Below are 13,505 nucleotides of genomic sequence, written 5' to 3'. Positions count from 1 at the left end.
CCTGGCTGGCTTCTGGCTGGCTGGCTTCCTGGCCGGCTCGGGTCCCTGCGCCGGGCGCGGGGCTCGTCCGGACACGCGGTCACGCACTGCGATGGTATCCGGCCCGGGGCGCGGGACCCGCATCCGGGCGGCCCGGTCCCATATACCGGGCGGTATCGCCGCGCCGGCCCCGGGGCGGGCCGGGTACGGAAAAAGCGCGGTGCCGTTCCGCCGGCACCGCGCCCGGGTGAGCCGCCCGAGGCGGCCCGGCTACGCCTCCACCCGGTCCTTGGTCTGGTCGAGGCGGCGGCCCTGCGACTCCTCCGGCTGGCCCATGCCCATGGAGCGCATGACCAGCCCGACGACGCCGCCGAGGAGGGTGATGGCCACACCGACCCAGAACCCCACCGGCTCGGCCATCACCGTGAAGGCCGAGGCGACGCAGAAGCCGATGAACGCGATGGTGACGCCGGTCCAGGCGGCAGGGGTGTGTCCGTGGTTGTTGCCCGCCATTGAGTGCTCCTCGTAGGTCCGATCTGGGCTCGCTCACCGGCCATTGTGTCAGGGCCGGTTTCCGCCGCTCCCGGTGGTGGGGTCCTCTCCCCGGTCCAGGGCCCTCCACAGCTCCTCGGGGCGGTCCGGGTCGGGGGCCGTGCGCCGGGCGGCGCCCGCCCGGGCACCGCCCGCGCGCTCGTGGCGGCCCGACATCGCGGGCCAGCGGCGCCCGTGGCGCAGGGCCAGCAGCCCGGCGGCCAGCAGCAGCACGCCGCCGAGGGCCGCGACGTAGGGCCACACGCCGAAGGAGACGGCCTCGACCGTGCCCCGGGTCAGACCGCTGGCCCGGGCGGCCTCGGCCTCCAGCGCGCTCCGGTCGCCCGCGCCCAGCAGGGCGGCGACGGCGGTGCCCGCGCCGCACAGGGCCAGCAGGGCGGCGACCAGCGTCCGGCCGGCGCGGCGCACGGCGAAGACGGCGACCAGCGCGGCGAGGCCGACCAGCGCCAGGGCGCTGGGCAGCCCGGTCACCTCGCTGCCCTCGGCCCGGACCGGCACCTCGCCCTGCGCCAGGACGGCGGTGCCCTCGCTCCAGACCTGCCCGGCGGCCACGAGCACCGCGGCGGCGCCCAGTGCGCCGGCGGTCAGCGCGACGCCGAGAGCGCGCCGGGCCCCCCTGCCGGAGGCGGAGGCGGGGCCGGAGGCGGACGCGGCGGCGGAGGCGGCGGGTTCGGGGGAGGAAGGGGGCGGAGGCGGGGAAATCACTCTCCCACGCTACCGCCGAGCCGTCCGGCGGTGTGCACCGCCCTGAGCACCGCCGCCGCCTTGTTCCGGCACTCGGTGTCCTCGGCCGCCGGGTCGGAGTCGGCGACGACCCCGGCGCCCGCCTGGACGTAGGCCGTCCCGTCGCGCAGCAGGGCGGTGCGGATGGCGATGGCGGTGTCGGCGTCGCCCGCGAAGTCCAGATAGCCCACGCAGCCGCCGTACAGGCCGCGCCGGGTCGGCTCCAGCTCCTCGATGATCTGCATCGCGCGCGGCTTGGGGGCGCCGGAGAGCGTGCCGGCCGGGAAGCAGGCGGTGAGCGCGTCGAAGGCGGTTCGGCCCTCGGCCAGGCGCCCGGTGACCGTGGAGACGATGTGCATCACGTGGCTGTAGCGCTCGATGGACATGAAGTCCACGACCTCGACGCTGCCCGGCTCGCAGACCCGGCCCAGGTCGTTGCGGCCCAGGTCGACGAGCATCAGGTGCTCGGCGCGCTCCTTGGGGTCGGCCAGCAGCTCCTCGGCGAGGGCGGCGTCGGCCTGCGGGGTCGCGCCGCGCGGGCGGGTGCCGGCGATGGGGTGCATCATGGCGCGCCCGTCCTCGACCCTCACCAGGGCCTCGGGGCTGGAGCCGACGACGTCGAAGCCGTCCAGACGCAGCAGGTACATGTACGGGCTGGGGTTGGTGGCGCGCAGCACGCGGTAGACGTCGAGGGCGCTCGCCGGGCAGGGCGTCTGGAAGCGCTGGGAGGGCACCACCTGGAAGGCCTCGCCCGCGCGGATGCGCTCCTTGACGTCCTCCACCGCCTCCCGGTAGGCCGCCCCGCCCCACAGCGCGGTGTACTCGGGCAGCCGCGGCGGCGGGAGCGGGGCGGCTCCGGCGGGCGCGGGGCGGGCGAGGTCGGCGGCCATGGCGTCCAGGCGGCGCACGGCGTCGGCGTACGCCTCGTCCACGCCGGTGTCGAGGTCGTTGTGGTTGATGGCGTTGGCGATCAGCAGCACCGTGCCGTCGCGGTGGTCGAGGACCGCGAGGTCGGAGGTGAGCATCATGGTCAGCTCGGGCAGCCCCAGGTCGTCGCGGGTGCTGTCGCCGATGCGCTCCAGGCGGCGTACGACGTCGTAGGCGAGGTAGCCGACCATGCCCCCGGTGAAGGGCGGCAGGTCCGCGTCCCGGTGCAGGTCGCGGGGGGTGTGCAGGGCCTCGACGGTGGCGCGCAGGGCGGCCAGCGGATCGCCGCCGGTGGGGACGCCGACCGGCGGGGCGCCCAGCCAGTGGGCCTGCCCGTCGCGGACGGTGAGCGTGGCGGAGGTGCGCACGCCGACGAAGGAGTAGCGCGACCAGGTGCGGCCGTTCTCGGCGGACTCCAGTAGGAAGGTGCCGGGGCGCTCGGCGGCGAGCTTGCGGTACAGGGCGATGGGGGTGTCGCCGTCGGCGAGCAGGCGGCGGGTGACCGGGACGACGCGGCGGTCCTTGGCGAGCGTGCGGAAGGCGTCCAGGTCGGGGGAGGTGCCGGGGGCGGCGGCCGGAACGGTCATGCCGGGCTCCCCTCCCCCCGCGCCGCGGCGCCGCCCAGCGGCAGCTCGGCGGCGTCGAAGCAGGTCCGGTCCCCGGTGTGGCAGGCGGCGCCCACCTGGTCGACCTTCACCAGCACGGTGTCGCCGTCGCAGTCGAGGGCCACGGACTTCACGAGCTGGACGTGCCCGGAGGTGTCGCCCTTGACCCAGTACTCGCCGCGGCTGCGGCTCCAGTACGTGCAGCGGCCGGTGGTGAGGGTGCGGTGCAGCGCCTCGTCGTCCATCCAGCCGAGCATCAGCACCTCACCGGTGTCGTACTGCTGGGCGATGGCGGGCACCAGGCCGTCGGCGTTGCGCTTGAGGCGGGCGGCCACGGCGGGGTCGAGTGGGGATCGGGGCATGGGGTCATTGTGCCGCCGCCGCGCCGCGGACCGCGACAGCCGCCCGCGGGCCGGGACGGGCGGTGCGCACGGCGGCTGCGGGAAGGCCGCCGTGCGGCTGCGGCTGCGGCTCTGGCGGCCAAGGGGCGCGGCACCGCACCGGCGCCCACCCCGCTGTGGCAGGGTTGTGACGCACCCGGGATTTGGCATGTCCGTGCGGTACGGCATCCTTTCGCCATGAGTTATCCACCGCCGCCCAACGGCGCGCACAACTCCGGCCCAGGCGGCGGTTTCGGTCCGCCGCAGGGCTTCGGTCCGCCCGAGCAGCCCGGTCCGCCCGCGGGCGGTTACGGCCACCCCGGTCCGTCCGGGGGCTACGGCTACCCGGGCCCGCCCGGCGCCCCCGGCCAGTCCGGCGGCTACGGCTACCCCGGGGCGCCCGGCGGCCCCGGCGCGCCCGGTCCCTACCCTCCCCCGCCGGGCGGAGGCGGCGGGGGCAACGGTGGGAAGGTCGCCGCGATCATCATCGCCGCGGTGCTCGTCGCCGGGCTGATCGTCGGCGGTGTGCTCATCGCCGCCGACGGTGACGGCGAGGGCGGCGACGACCGGGCGAGGCCGAGCGGCACGCCCACCACCCCGGCCGCCACGGAGCCCTCCCCGGACCTCAGCGACGAGCCGACGGACCCGGCGAGCCCGGACGTCCCCACGCCGGACGTGACGGCGTCGCCCAGCGACCTCGTCCCGTACGTGGTGCTCGACCCGGGCACCTGCTTCGACCACCCGTCGCTGAGCAGCGGCGTCACCGAGGTCGAGGAGCGGTCCTGCGACGGCGCCCACGACGGCGAGGTGATCGCCAACGAGACGCTCAGCGGCACCTTCGCCACCGAGGCGGAGCTGCAGGAGAAGGTCATGTCGCTGTGCAAGGCGGACGCCGAGAAGCGGCTGGCCCGGATGCCCAGCGGCAAGACGTACTACTACTACGCGATCTATCCGGCGCTCCCGACGTACAACCGCGGCGAGGACCAGATCTCCTGCTCCCTGACGCTCAGCAACCAGCTGGACGGCCCGGATCTGGACGCGCCTCTTCCCGGCTGACCGGGTGCGGCGCGTGGCGTGGGTCGGCGCACGGCCGTAGGGTGGCCGTATGTCGACCCACGCCCGGCGCGAACGCCTTCTGCTCGCCGACCTGTTGGAGAGTTCCGGACCCGAGGCGCCCACCCTGTGCGAGGGCTGGCGCACCAGGGAGCTGGCGGCCCACGTCGTGGTGCGCGAGCGCCGCGCGGACGCGGCCGGCGGGATACTCGTCAAGGCGTTGCAGCCCCGACTGGAGCGCGTCCAGCAGGAGTTCGCGGCCAAGCCGTACGAGGAGCTGATCCAGCTCATCCGCACCGGGCCGCCGCGGATGTCCCCCTTCGCGCTCAAGCAGGTCGACGAGGCGGCCAACACCGTGGAGTTCTTCGTCCACGCCGAGGACGTGCGGCGGGCCCGGCCGGACTGGACGCCGCGCGAGATCGACCCGGTCTTCGCCGACGCCCTGTGGCGGCGGCTGGAGACCACCGCCCGCGCCTACGGCCGCCGGTGCCCGGTCGGCCTGGTGCTGCGCCGCACCAACGGGCAGGTGGCGGTGGCCCGCAAGGGCGCCCCCGTGGTCACCGCCACGGGCGAGCCGGGCGAGCTGCTGCTCTTCGCCTCCGGCCGGCAGGACGCGGCGCGCGTGGAGCTGGAGGGCGACGAGAAGGCCGTGGAGCGGGTGCGCGGGGCGAAGCTCGGCCTGTGACGCGTCACGCCCCGCGGGCGGTCCTCCCCCCCTTCCGCTCTCCCCGCCGCCCTTCCGGCCCCGCCGCCCTCAGCCGCCCAGTCCCGCCTCGCGGGCCCGGGCGGCCGCGGCCATGCGGTCGGTGACCTGGAGCTTGGCGAAGATGTGGGAGATGTGGTTGCGGACGGTCTTGTCCGACAGGACCAGCTCCCGGGCGATCCGCCGGTTGCCGTAGCCGCGGGCGAGCAGGTCGAGCACCTGGCGTTCCCGGTTGGTGAGTTGGGGGAAGGCCGCCCGGCCGGGCATGTCGTGGACGGCGGAGAAGTAGTCGCCCAGCCGGTCCGCGACGAACGGGCTGAACACCGCTCCCCCGTCGGCCACCGTGCGCACGGCCCTCAGCAGCTCCTCGCGGGGCGCCCCCTTGACCACGTAGCCGCGTGCCCCGGCGCGGAGCGCCGATATCACCGCGTCGTCCTCCTCCAGCGCCGACAGCATCAGCACCCTCGGCGTCCGCGGGGCGTCGGCCCGGTCCGGTGGCGTGGAGGTGATCCTCCGGGTGGCCTCGGTGCCCGAGCAGTCGGGCAGGCCGAGGTCCATCAGGACGACGTCCGCCGCCACCTCTCCCCCGCCCAGGGCCCGGATGGCCTCCTCCCCGGTGGCGGCCTCGCCCACCACGTCCATGTCGTCCACGCTCTCCACCGTGTGGCGGGCCCCGGCCCGGAACATCGGGTGGTCGTCGACGAGGAAGACCCGGATCGTCATCGGCTCCCCCACGGCGGCACGGCCCCGACGAGGGCGCCCCGCACGGTGTCCGGACGGGATGGTACGACGCGGCTGCCGCCCGGTTCCCCGGCCCGCCGGCCGATGGAGGCCGGTTGCGGGGCGGCGGCGGACGCCGAAGCGTGCCGCAGCGCGTCGGCCACGCCCCCGGACGCGGCGCGGTAGACCGCCGGCTCCGGTGCGGCCGTCGGCTCCGGGGGTCTCGGAACGCCGACGACGCGGCGGACCCGGCCGACGAGCCGTCCCGTCCCGCTCGCCGCCCCGGTCGGCGGGCGGCGGCGCTCCTCTTCCCTGGCGGAAATCGGGTGTTTCCGCCGCCGGTGCGGCCCGTCGTCGATTTCGCGCCTTCCCGGCCGGACGCCTCTGCTCTCATTGAGCCCCTGCGACGGCTTCATTGTTTTTGCCTTGAACGATTTCGGCCTCAAACCCCGGTTCAGTGACTCGTCCCCCGGCTTCACTTCCCGGCGCCTGAGCCGTCCGGTCCTACGACCCCCGGGCGTCGCCATGAAAGGTTCCCCCAATTCATCTGAGTCTCGAACATTAATACAGCCGAGACCCTTTCCAGAGAGCGGATTCGGCCACCCCTCGGCACCGCTGATCAGGCATTTTTCCGGGCCGTCACAAACGGTTTCCATGCGACAGCGGGACGTGACGGGCGCTCGGCCCGGGGACGGAAGTGGCGTGAAACGATAGTTACCCGTAAGGCATCCGGACGGGTGCCGCCCCCCGCTCCCCCGGCCCGGACCGCACCGTACGGCCCCTCGACCGGGACCTCTTGGGACCGCGCTCCCACGAAACCGGGACAACCGACCTCCTACGTTGAGGACGCCGGCCCGTCCGGCGGCCGGAGGACCGACGGGTTCCGGCACCCTCCCCGGCGTCCCCGCCTCCGGCCCCTGCCCACCCCGAAGGGAAATTCCATGGTGCGCGAGGCCATAAGACGGCAGATTTCACGAACGCCCGCGGCGACCGGGGATCCGGCGGCGGCCGGTGCCGCGGCACCGCGCCCCGCGTCCCTCCCCGGAAAGACCGGCGGGCGCGCCACGGTTCACCCGCCCTTCGCGGAGATGCCCCCCGGGGGCTTTGCCGTACGTGGCAACCGCAACGCCCGCCGCCTCCGGGCCGGCCGCGGGGAGGGGTCGCTGTGACGGTGTGGGACACGCGCGGCGGGCGGGGCACCACCGGCGTCTGGCTGGTGGGCGCGCGCGGCTCGGTGGCGGTCACCACGATCGCGGGCACGGCGGCGCTGTGCGCGGGCCTGGTGCGGCCCACGGGGTGCGTCACCGCCCAGCGCGAGCTCTCCCGCCTCGACCTGCCCCGCTTCGACGACCTGGTCTTCGGCGGACACGACATCGGGGAGACCCCCCTGGTGGAGCGGGCGGAGCGGCTCGCCGGGGAGGGCGTCATGCCGCCGGGCCTGCCCCGGCTGGTGCGCGACGGACTGCTCGCCGCTGAGGAGGAGGTCCGGCCCGGGGCGACCGGGGCCGGGGACGGCCCCGGCGGCCGGGGGCCCCGGGACGGCCGGGAGACCCAGGAGGAGGCGATCCGGAGGCTGGCCGGCGACATCTCCTCGTTCCGGCTGCGGCTGGGTCTGGACCGCGTCGTCGTGGTCAACGTTGCCTCCCCGGGCCCGGGCGTGCCGCGCCACCCGGCGCACGCCTCGCTGCCCGCGCTGCGGCGGGCCCTGGCGGCCGGGGAGGACGTCCTGTCCGACGCCTCCCTGTACGCCTGCGCCGCGCTGCGGGCGGACTGCCCCTACGTCGACCTCACCTCCCCGGCCGGCCTGCGGCCCCCGGCCCTGCGGGAGCTGGCGGCCGAGCGGGAGCTGCCGTACGCGGGCGGCGACGGCAGGACCGGCGGGGCACTGCTGAAGTCGGTGCTGGCGCCGATGTTCGCCCAGCGGGCGCTGTCCGTGAGCTCCTGGTCCGACGGCCGTACGGACGGGCGCGGCGGTGGCGGTGACAGTGACGGGGGCAGCGGCAGTCACGGGGGCAGTGACGGCGGCGGTGACGGTGGCGAGGGCAGCGGACGGCGGGCCGCCCGGGACCAGGTGTCCTTCGAGGGCTTCCTGGGCGTCCCGATGGCGCTGCGCTTCACCTGGCAGGGCTGCGAGCCGGCGCTGGCCGCCCCCCTGGTGCTCGACCTCGCCCGGCTCATGGCGCTGGCCGACCGGGCGGGCGTCCGGGGGCCGGTGCCGGAGCTGGCGTTCTTCTTCCAGGAGCCCCTCCGGGAACCCCCGCGGGAGCCGGTCCCCGGCGGCGCTCCCGGCGGGGAGGGGCGCTCCCCGGCAGAGCAGTACGCGACGCTGGTGGCCTGGGCGCACGGCCTGCGCGTGCCCGTGTGAGCCCGGCGCCGCGCCGTCCGCGCCGCATCCGTACCGTGCCCCTCCGTTTGCGCCGTCGGCGGACGGCGCGGTGCGGCGGTGGTACGGCGGCGGCCGGCGTGCTTGGGTTCGCGGCATGGAGACCACCCAGGTGCTGCCCGGGCTGCACATGTTCGCCTTCGCCGTCGGACAGGCGTACCTGTGGCACGAGCCCGGTTCGCTGACACTGGTCGACACCGGCACCGCCGGTTCCGGAGCCGCCGTCGCCGCGGCCGTCCGCGAGCTGGGGCACGACCCCGGGGACATCGGCCGCATCGTCCTGACCCACTTCCACGAGGACCACGCCGGCGGCGCCGCCGAACTCGCGGAGCTGACCGGCGCGACCGTCATGGCGCACCGGCTGGACGCGCCGGTCGTCCGGGGCGAGGCGCCGGGCCCGCCGCCGGACTTCACCGGCGCGCCCGGCTGGGAGCGCGAGCTGTTCGACGGCCTGCCCGCCCTGCCCCCGGCTCCGCCGTGCCGCGTCGACCGCGAGCTGGAGGACGGCGACGTGGTCGACTTCGGCGGCGGAGCCCGGGTGGTGGCCGCTCCCGGGCACACCGACGGCAGCATCGCGCTCCACCTGCCCGCGCACGGCGTGCTGTTCACGGGCGACACCGTGGCGAACGTCGGGGGCGACACCATGCTGGGGGTGTTCAACCTCGACCGGTCCCGCGCGCTGGAGTCGTTCCGCCGCCTGGCCGCCCTGGAGACGGAGACCGCCTGCTTCGGGCACGGCGATCCGATCACCGGCGGCGCAGGCGCGGCCCTGCGGAGAGCGGCGGAGGCCGCAAGGGCCGCGGAAGCCGCGGAAGCCGCGGAAGCCGCGGAGACCGCGAACCGGGCACGGACCGGGCACCGACCGGACGGGCCCGACGGCGGAACGACTCCGGCGCGCGTCAGCGCACCGGGTGGCCCGCCGTGCGCAGGACGTCCTTGACCTGGCCGATGCGCAGGTCGCCGAAGTGGAAGATGCTCGCGGCGAGCACCGCGTCCGCGCCCGCCTCCACCGCCGGGGGGAAGTCGGCGAGCTTCCCCGCGCCGCCGGAGGCGATGACGGGGATGGTGACGTGCTTGCGGACGGCGCCGATCAGGGGGATGTCGTAGCCGTCCTTGGTGCCGTCGGCGTCCATGGAGTTCAGCAGGATCTCCCCGGCGCCCAGTCCGGCCGCCCGGTGCGCCCACTCCACCGCGTCGATGCCGGTGCCGCGCCGGCCGCCGTGCGTGGTGACCTCGAAGCCGGACGGCGTCACCGTCCCCTCCGGGCAGCGGCGGGCGTCCACCGACAGCACCAGCACCTGGCTGCCGAAGCGTTCGGCGATCTCCCGGATCAGCTCCGGGCGGGCGATGGCGGCGGTGTTGACGCCCACCTTGTCGGCGCCCGCGCGCAGCAGCCTGTCCACGTCCTCGGCGGTGCGCACGCCGCCGCCCACGGTCAGCGGGATGAAGACCTGCTCGGCGGTGCGGCGCACCACGTCGTAGGTGGTCTCGCGGTCACCGGAGGAGGCGGTGATGTCGAGGAAGGTCAGCTCGTCGGCGCCCTCCGCGTCGTACACCTTGGCCATCTCGACCGGGTCGCCGGCGTCGCGCAGGTTCTGGAAGTTGACCCCCTTGACGACCCGGCCGCCGTCCACGTCCAGGCAGGGGATGACTCGTACGGCCAGGGACACTTACAGGTGCTCCTTCGGGGTGCGGAAGGCTTCGATCTCCACCTCGACCAGTACGCGCGAGTCGACGAAGCCGGAGACGACCACGAGCGTCGCGACGGGACGGACGGAGCCGAAGACCTCGCGGTGGGCGCGGCCCACGTCCTCCACGTCGCGCGCGTGGGTTATGTACATGCGGGTGCGGACGACGGACCGGGCGTCCAGGCCGAAGGGCTCCAGGGCCTCCAGGGCGCGGCCGAAGGCCGTCCTCGCCTGGACGTACGGGTCGCCCTCGCCCTGGATCGCGCCGTCGACCAGGGGCATCGTGCCCGCGACGAGGACCCGGTCGCCGACCTCGACGGCCCGCGCGAAGCCGATGGAGTCCTCCCAGGGGCTGTCGCCCCGGACACGCCGGACCTGCCGGGCGTGCCCGTCCCGCTCCCGTCCCACCGCCGCGGACTCCGTCATCGGGACACTGCCTCCAGCGCCTCTTCCAGGGCGAAGGCCTTGGCGTAGAGGGCCTTGCCCACGATGGCGCCCTCGACGCCCTCGGGCACCAGGGTCGCGATCGCGCGCAGGTCGTCGAGGGAGGAGACGCCGCCGGAGGCGACGACCGGGCGGTCGGTGGCGGCGCAGACGTTCCTCAGCAGTTCCAGGTTGGGGCCCTGGAGGGTGCCGTCCTTGGCGATGTCGGTGACGACGTAGCGGGCGCAGCCCTCGGAGTTCAGGCGCTCCAGCGTCTCGTAGAGGTCGCCGCCGTCGCGGGTCCAGCCGCGGCCGCGCAGGGTGGTGCCGCGCACGTCGAGTCCGACGGCGATCCTGTCGCCGTGGTCGGCGATCACCTTGGCGACCCACTCGGGGCTCTCCAGGGCCGCGGTGCCCAGGTTCACCCGCGTGCAGCCGGTGGCCAGCGCGGCGGCCAGCGACGCGTCGTCGCGGATGCCGCCGGAGAGCTCCACCTTGATGTCCATGGTGCGGACGACCTCGGCGATCCGCTCGCGGTTGTCGCCGGTGCCGAACGCGGCGTCGAGGTCCACCAGGTGCAGCCACTCCGCTCCCGCCCGCTGCCAGGCCAGGGCGGCGTCCAGCGGGTCGCCGTAGGAGGTCTCGGTGCCGGACTCGCCGTGGACGAGGCGGACGGCCTGCCCGTCGCGGACGTCGACGGCGGGGAGGAGTTCGAGGCGGTGGGTGCTCATCAGGTGGCGGTCCTCGGGTCCTGGGGTCGGTGGTGTCGGGGGCTAGAGGGTGCTGATCCAGTTGGTCAGGAGCTGCGCGCCGGCGTCGCCGGACTTCTCGGGGTGGAACTGGGTGGCCCACAGCGGGCCGTTCTCCACCGCGGCGACGAAGCGCTCGCCGTGGGTGGCCCAGGTGACCTTCGGGGCCGCCATGACGGGGTTGGCGGTCTCCAGCTCCCAGTCGTGCACGGCGTAGGAGTGCACGAAGTAGTAGCGGGCGTCGGCGGGCAGGTCCGCGAACAGCAGCGAGTCCCCGGGCGCCTCGACGGTGTTCCAGCCCATGTGCGGCACGACGTCCGCCGTGAGCGGGCCGACCGTGCCGGGCCACTCGTCCAGGCCCTCGGCCTCGACGCCGTGCTCGATGCCCCGGCCGAACAGGATCTGCATGCCGACGCAGATGCCCATCACCGGGCGTCCGCCGGCGAGCCGGCGCTCGACGACCCAGTCGCCGCGGGCCTGCCGCAGACCCGCCATGCAGGCGGCGAAGGCGCCGACGCCGGGCACGAGCAGGCCGTCGGCGTTCATCGCGGCGTCGTAGTCGCGGGTGATCTCCACCTCCGCGCCGGCGCGGGCCAGGGCGCGCTCGGCCGAGCGCACGTTGCCGAAGCCGTAGTCGAAGACGACGACCTTCTTCCTCTCCGTCACGACCACACCTCCAAACGCAGGATTCCGGCGATCAGGGACAGGGCGGCTCCGACGCCGAGCAGGGTCGTGACGCCCCTGGGCATGCCCTGCTTCCAGAAGGAGACGGCGCCGCCGAGCAGGAAGAGCCCCACGAAGATCAGCAGTGTGGAGACGCCGTTCACGGCTTCGCCCCGTTCGTCTCCCCGCCCGCGCGGCGCGGGGGCGCGGCCGCCGCGGCCGGCTGCGGCGGCGAGGCCGCGCGTGCGGCGCTCACAGCGCGCCCTTGGTGGACGGGATGCCCGTCTGGCGCGGGTCGATCTCGCTGGCCTGGCGCAGGGCGCGGGCGAGCGCCTTGAACTGGCACTCCACGATGTGGTGCGCGTTGCGCCCGTAGGGGACGTGGACGTGCAGCGCGATCTGGGCCTGGGCCACGAAGGACTCCAGGATGTGCCGCGTCATCGTCGTGTCGTAGGAGCCGATCATCGGCGCCATGTTCTCGGGCTCGGTGTGCACCAGGTAGGGGCGGCCCGACAGGTCCACGGTCACCTGGGCGAGGGACTCGTCCAGCGGCACCGAGGCGTTGGCGAAGCGGACGATGCCGCGCTTGTCGCCGAGGGCCTGCCGGAAGGCGGCGCCCAGGGCCAGCGAGCTGTCCTCGATGGTGTGGTGGCTGTCGATGTGCAGGTCGCCCTCGGTCTTGACCGTGAGGTCGAACAGGCCGTGGCGGCCGAGCTGGTCGAGCATGTGGTCGTAGAAGCCGACCCCGGTCGACACGTCGACCTTTCCGGTTCCGTCGAGGTCGATCTCGACGAGGACGGACGTCTCCTTGGTGGTGCGCTCCACGCGGCCCACACGGCTCATCGGTTGTTCTCCTTCAGTACTGCGCGTACCGCGTCGAGGAACGCGTCGTTCTCGGCCGGGGTGCCCGCGGTGACCCGCAGCCGGCCCGGTACGCCGTTGTCCCGGACCAGTACGCCCCGCTCCAGCAGGGCCTGCCACACCGCGTGGGCGCCGCCGGGGCCGTCGAAGTCGCCGAACTGCACGAAGTTGGCGTCGGACTCGGTGACCTCGCAGCCCATCGCCCGCAGCTCGGTCACCAGGCGGTCCCGCTCGTCCTTGAGCTGCTGGACGTAACCGAGCAGCGTGTCGGTGTGTTCCAGCGCGGCGAGCGCGGTGGCCTGGGTGACGGCGGACAGGTGGTACGGCAGGCGCACCAGCTGGACGGCGTCGACGACGGCCGGGTCGGCGGCGAGGTAGCCCAGCCGCAGCCCGGCGGCGCCGAACGCCTTGGACATCGTCCGCGAGACCACCAGGTTGGGGCGGCCGGCGATCAGCGGCAGCAGCGAGGGCCGGTGGCTGAACTCGCCGTACGCCTCGTCGACGATCACCATGGAGGACCGGGCCGCCTGCGCCGCCTCGTACAGGGCCAGCACGGTGTCGGCGTCGACGGCCGTGCCGGTGGGGTTGTTGGGCGAGCAGACGAAGACCACGTGCGGCCTGCGCTCGGCGATGACCGCCCGGGCCGCCTCGACGTCGATGGTGAAGTCGTCGTTGCGCGGCCCGGAGATCCAGCCGGTGCCGGTGCCGCGGGCGATCAGGGCGTGCATCGAGTACGAGGGCTCGAAGCCGATCGCGGTGCGGCCCGGGCCGCCGAAGGCCTGGAGGAGCTGCTGGAGCACCTCGTTGGAGCCGTTGGCGGCCCAGACGTTCTCCGCGGCGACCCGGTGCCCGGCGGTGCGGCTGAGGTAGCGGGCCAGCCCGGTGCGGAGTTCGACCGCGTCGCGGTCGGGGTAGCGGTTGAGCTCGCGGGCGGCCTCGGTGACGCGCTCGGCGATGCGGGCCACCAGCTCCTCGGGCAGCGGGTAGGGGTTCTCGTTGGTGTTCAGGCGTACGGGCACGTCCAGCTGCGGCGCCCCGTACGGGGACTTGCCGCGCAGTTCGTCCCGGATGGGCAGGTCGTCGATGCCGGTCACGG

At 75.0% G+C, this 13,505-nt stretch carries 16 protein-coding genes; 4 read left to right on the top strand and 12 right to left on the bottom strand.

Annotated features, from left to right (window positions below; translation table 11 throughout):
• Window positions 1-249: 249 nt before the first annotated feature.
• Genes QC029_RS17405 through hisI form a run of 4 tightly spaced genes read right to left on the bottom strand, consistent with a single transcriptional unit; the run spans window position 250 to window position 3,148 of the window.
• Entirely contained in the window at window positions 250-492 is a 243-nt protein-coding gene (locus QC029_RS17405) for an HGxxPAAW family protein (RefSeq protein WP_279556595.1), read from the bottom strand.
• 48 nt (window positions 493-540) lie between these two features.
• Complete coding sequence (locus QC029_RS17400; RefSeq protein ID WP_279556594.1) at window positions 541-1,236, bottom strand: TIGR02234 family membrane protein; 696 nt, start codon at window positions 1,234-1,236, stop codon at window positions 541-543.
• Window positions 1,233-2,768 carry an anthranilate synthase component I gene (locus QC029_RS17395; RefSeq protein WP_279556593.1) on the bottom strand — a complete coding sequence of 512 codons (1,536 nt, stop codon included), beginning with the start codon at window positions 2,766-2,768 and terminating at the stop codon, window positions 1,233-1,235. The genes QC029_RS17400 and QC029_RS17395 overlap by 4 nt, the downstream gene beginning before the upstream one ends.
• Entirely contained in the window at window positions 2,765-3,148 is a 384-nt protein-coding gene (hisI, locus tag QC029_RS17390; RefSeq protein ID WP_279556592.1) for a phosphoribosyl-AMP cyclohydrolase, read from the bottom strand. The genes QC029_RS17395 and hisI overlap by 4 nt, the downstream gene beginning before the upstream one ends.
• A gap of 216 nt (window positions 3,149-3,364) precedes the next feature.
• Between hisI and QC029_RS17385 the strand changes: the two genes are divergently transcribed.
• Together QC029_RS17385 and QC029_RS17380 are read left to right on the top strand one after the other, a co-directional pair.
• Entirely contained in the window at window positions 3,365-4,222 is an 858-nt protein-coding gene (locus tag QC029_RS17385) for a hypothetical protein (RefSeq protein WP_279556591.1), read from the top strand.
• Window positions 4,223-4,271: 49 nt separating this feature from the next.
• Entirely contained in the window at window positions 4,272-4,904 is a 633-nt protein-coding gene (locus tag QC029_RS17380) for a TIGR03085 family metal-binding protein (protein ID WP_279556590.1), read from the top strand.
• Between the two features lie 69 nt (window positions 4,905-4,973).
• Here the strand turns inward: QC029_RS17380 and QC029_RS17375 are convergent, their stop codons facing one another.
• The gene (locus tag QC029_RS17375) at window positions 4,974-5,645 is read right to left on the bottom strand and encodes a response regulator transcription factor (protein ID WP_279556589.1); all 672 of its coding nucleotides are present in this window, start codon (window positions 5,643-5,645) and stop codon (window positions 4,974-4,976) included.
• Window positions 5,646-6,807: 1,162 nt separating this feature from the next.
• Here QC029_RS17375 and QC029_RS17370 point away from each other — a divergent pair.
• Window positions 6,808-8,007 (top strand): inositol-3-phosphate synthase, encoded by a 1,200-nt coding sequence (locus QC029_RS17370; RefSeq protein WP_279556588.1) that lies wholly within the window; start codon window positions 6,808-6,810, stop codon window positions 8,005-8,007.
• Window positions 8,008-8,122: 115 nt separating this feature from the next.
• Entirely contained in the window at window positions 8,123-8,965 is an 843-nt protein-coding gene (locus QC029_RS17365) for an MBL fold metallo-hydrolase (protein ID WP_279556587.1), read from the top strand.
• Here the strand turns inward: QC029_RS17365 and hisF are convergent.
• The 7 genes from hisF to QC029_RS17330 form a co-directional block, all read right to left on the bottom strand.
• Entirely contained in the window at window positions 8,925-9,695 is a 771-nt protein-coding gene (gene hisF, locus QC029_RS17360; RefSeq protein WP_279556586.1) for an imidazole glycerol phosphate synthase subunit HisF, read from the bottom strand. The two genes, QC029_RS17365 and hisF, sit on opposite strands and share 41 nt — an antisense overlap.
• Window positions 9,696-10,139, bottom strand: a complete 444-nt coding sequence (locus tag QC029_RS17355; RefSeq protein ID WP_279556585.1) for a RidA family protein — start codon at window positions 10,137-10,139, stop codon at window positions 9,696-9,698.
• On the bottom strand, window positions 10,136-10,867 hold the full coding sequence (priA, locus tag QC029_RS17350) for a bifunctional 1-(5-phosphoribosyl)-5-((5-phosphoribosylamino)methylideneamino)imidazole-4-carboxamide isomerase/phosphoribosylanthranilate isomerase PriA (RefSeq protein WP_279556584.1): 732 nt from the start codon (window positions 10,865-10,867) through the stop codon (window positions 10,136-10,138). The genes QC029_RS17355 and priA overlap by 4 nt, the downstream gene beginning before the upstream one ends.
• A 42-nt stretch (window positions 10,868-10,909) precedes the next feature.
• Entirely contained in the window at window positions 10,910-11,557 is a 648-nt protein-coding gene (gene hisH, locus QC029_RS17345; RefSeq protein WP_279556583.1) for an imidazole glycerol phosphate synthase subunit HisH, read from the bottom strand.
• Complete coding sequence (locus tag QC029_RS17340) at window positions 11,548-11,712, bottom strand: hypothetical protein (protein WP_279556582.1); 165 nt, start codon at window positions 11,710-11,712, stop codon at window positions 11,548-11,550. The genes hisH and QC029_RS17340 overlap by 10 nt, the downstream gene beginning before the upstream one ends.
• A gap of 88 nt (window positions 11,713-11,800) precedes the next feature.
• Entirely contained in the window at window positions 11,801-12,391 is a 591-nt protein-coding gene (gene hisB, locus QC029_RS17335; protein WP_279556581.1) for an imidazoleglycerol-phosphate dehydratase HisB, read from the bottom strand.
• Window positions 12,388-13,503: a histidinol-phosphate transaminase gene (locus tag QC029_RS17330; RefSeq protein ID WP_279556624.1), complete on the bottom strand. Its 1,116-nt coding sequence runs from the start codon at window positions 13,501-13,503 to the stop codon at window positions 12,388-12,390. Before QC029_RS17330 ends, hisB begins: the two co-directional genes overlap by 4 nt.
• Window positions 13,504-13,505: the final 2 nt, after the last annotated feature.

The sequence above is a fragment of the Streptomyces sp. DH37 genome (genome assembly GCF_029813835.1).
Taxonomy (GTDB): domain Bacteria; phylum Actinomycetota; class Actinomycetes; order Streptomycetales; family Streptomycetaceae; genus Streptomyces.
This window is presented reverse-complemented; position numbering and strand designations above follow the sequence as displayed.

Bases quoted from the DNA above. Each gene is read 5' to 3' on its own strand.
- QC029_RS17395 (WP_279556593.1), bottom strand. From the start codon at position 2,768: ATGACCGTTCCGGCCGCCGCCCCCGGCACCTCCCCCGACCTGGACGCC.
- QC029_RS17405 (WP_279556595.1), bottom strand. From the start codon at position 492: ATGGCGGGCAACAACCACGGACACACCCCTGCCGCCTGGACCGGCGTC.
- hisI (WP_279556592.1), bottom strand. From the start codon at position 3,148: ATGCCCCGATCCCCACTCGACCCCGCCGTGGCCGCCCGCCTCAAGCGC.
- QC029_RS17380 (WP_279556590.1), top strand. From the start codon at position 4,272: ATGTCGACCCACGCCCGGCGCGAACGCCTTCTGCTCGCCGACCTGTTG.
- QC029_RS17355 (WP_279556585.1), bottom strand. From the start codon at position 10,139: ATGACGGAGTCCGCGGCGGTGGGACGGGAGCGGGACGGGCACGCCCGG.
- hisB (WP_279556581.1), bottom strand. From the start codon at position 12,391: ATGAGCCGTGTGGGCCGCGTGGAGCGCACCACCAAGGAGACGTCCGTC.
- priA (WP_279556584.1), bottom strand. From the start codon at position 10,867: ATGAGCACCCACCGCCTCGAACTCCTCCCCGCCGTCGACGTCCGCGAC.
- QC029_RS17375 (WP_279556589.1), bottom strand. From the start codon at position 5,645: ATGACGATCCGGGTCTTCCTCGTCGACGACCACCCGATGTTCCGGGCC.
- QC029_RS17365 (WP_279556587.1), top strand. From the start codon at position 8,123: ATGGAGACCACCCAGGTGCTGCCCGGGCTGCACATGTTCGCCTTCGCC.
- QC029_RS17385 (WP_279556591.1), top strand. From the start codon at position 3,365: ATGAGTTATCCACCGCCGCCCAACGGCGCGCACAACTCCGGCCCAGGC.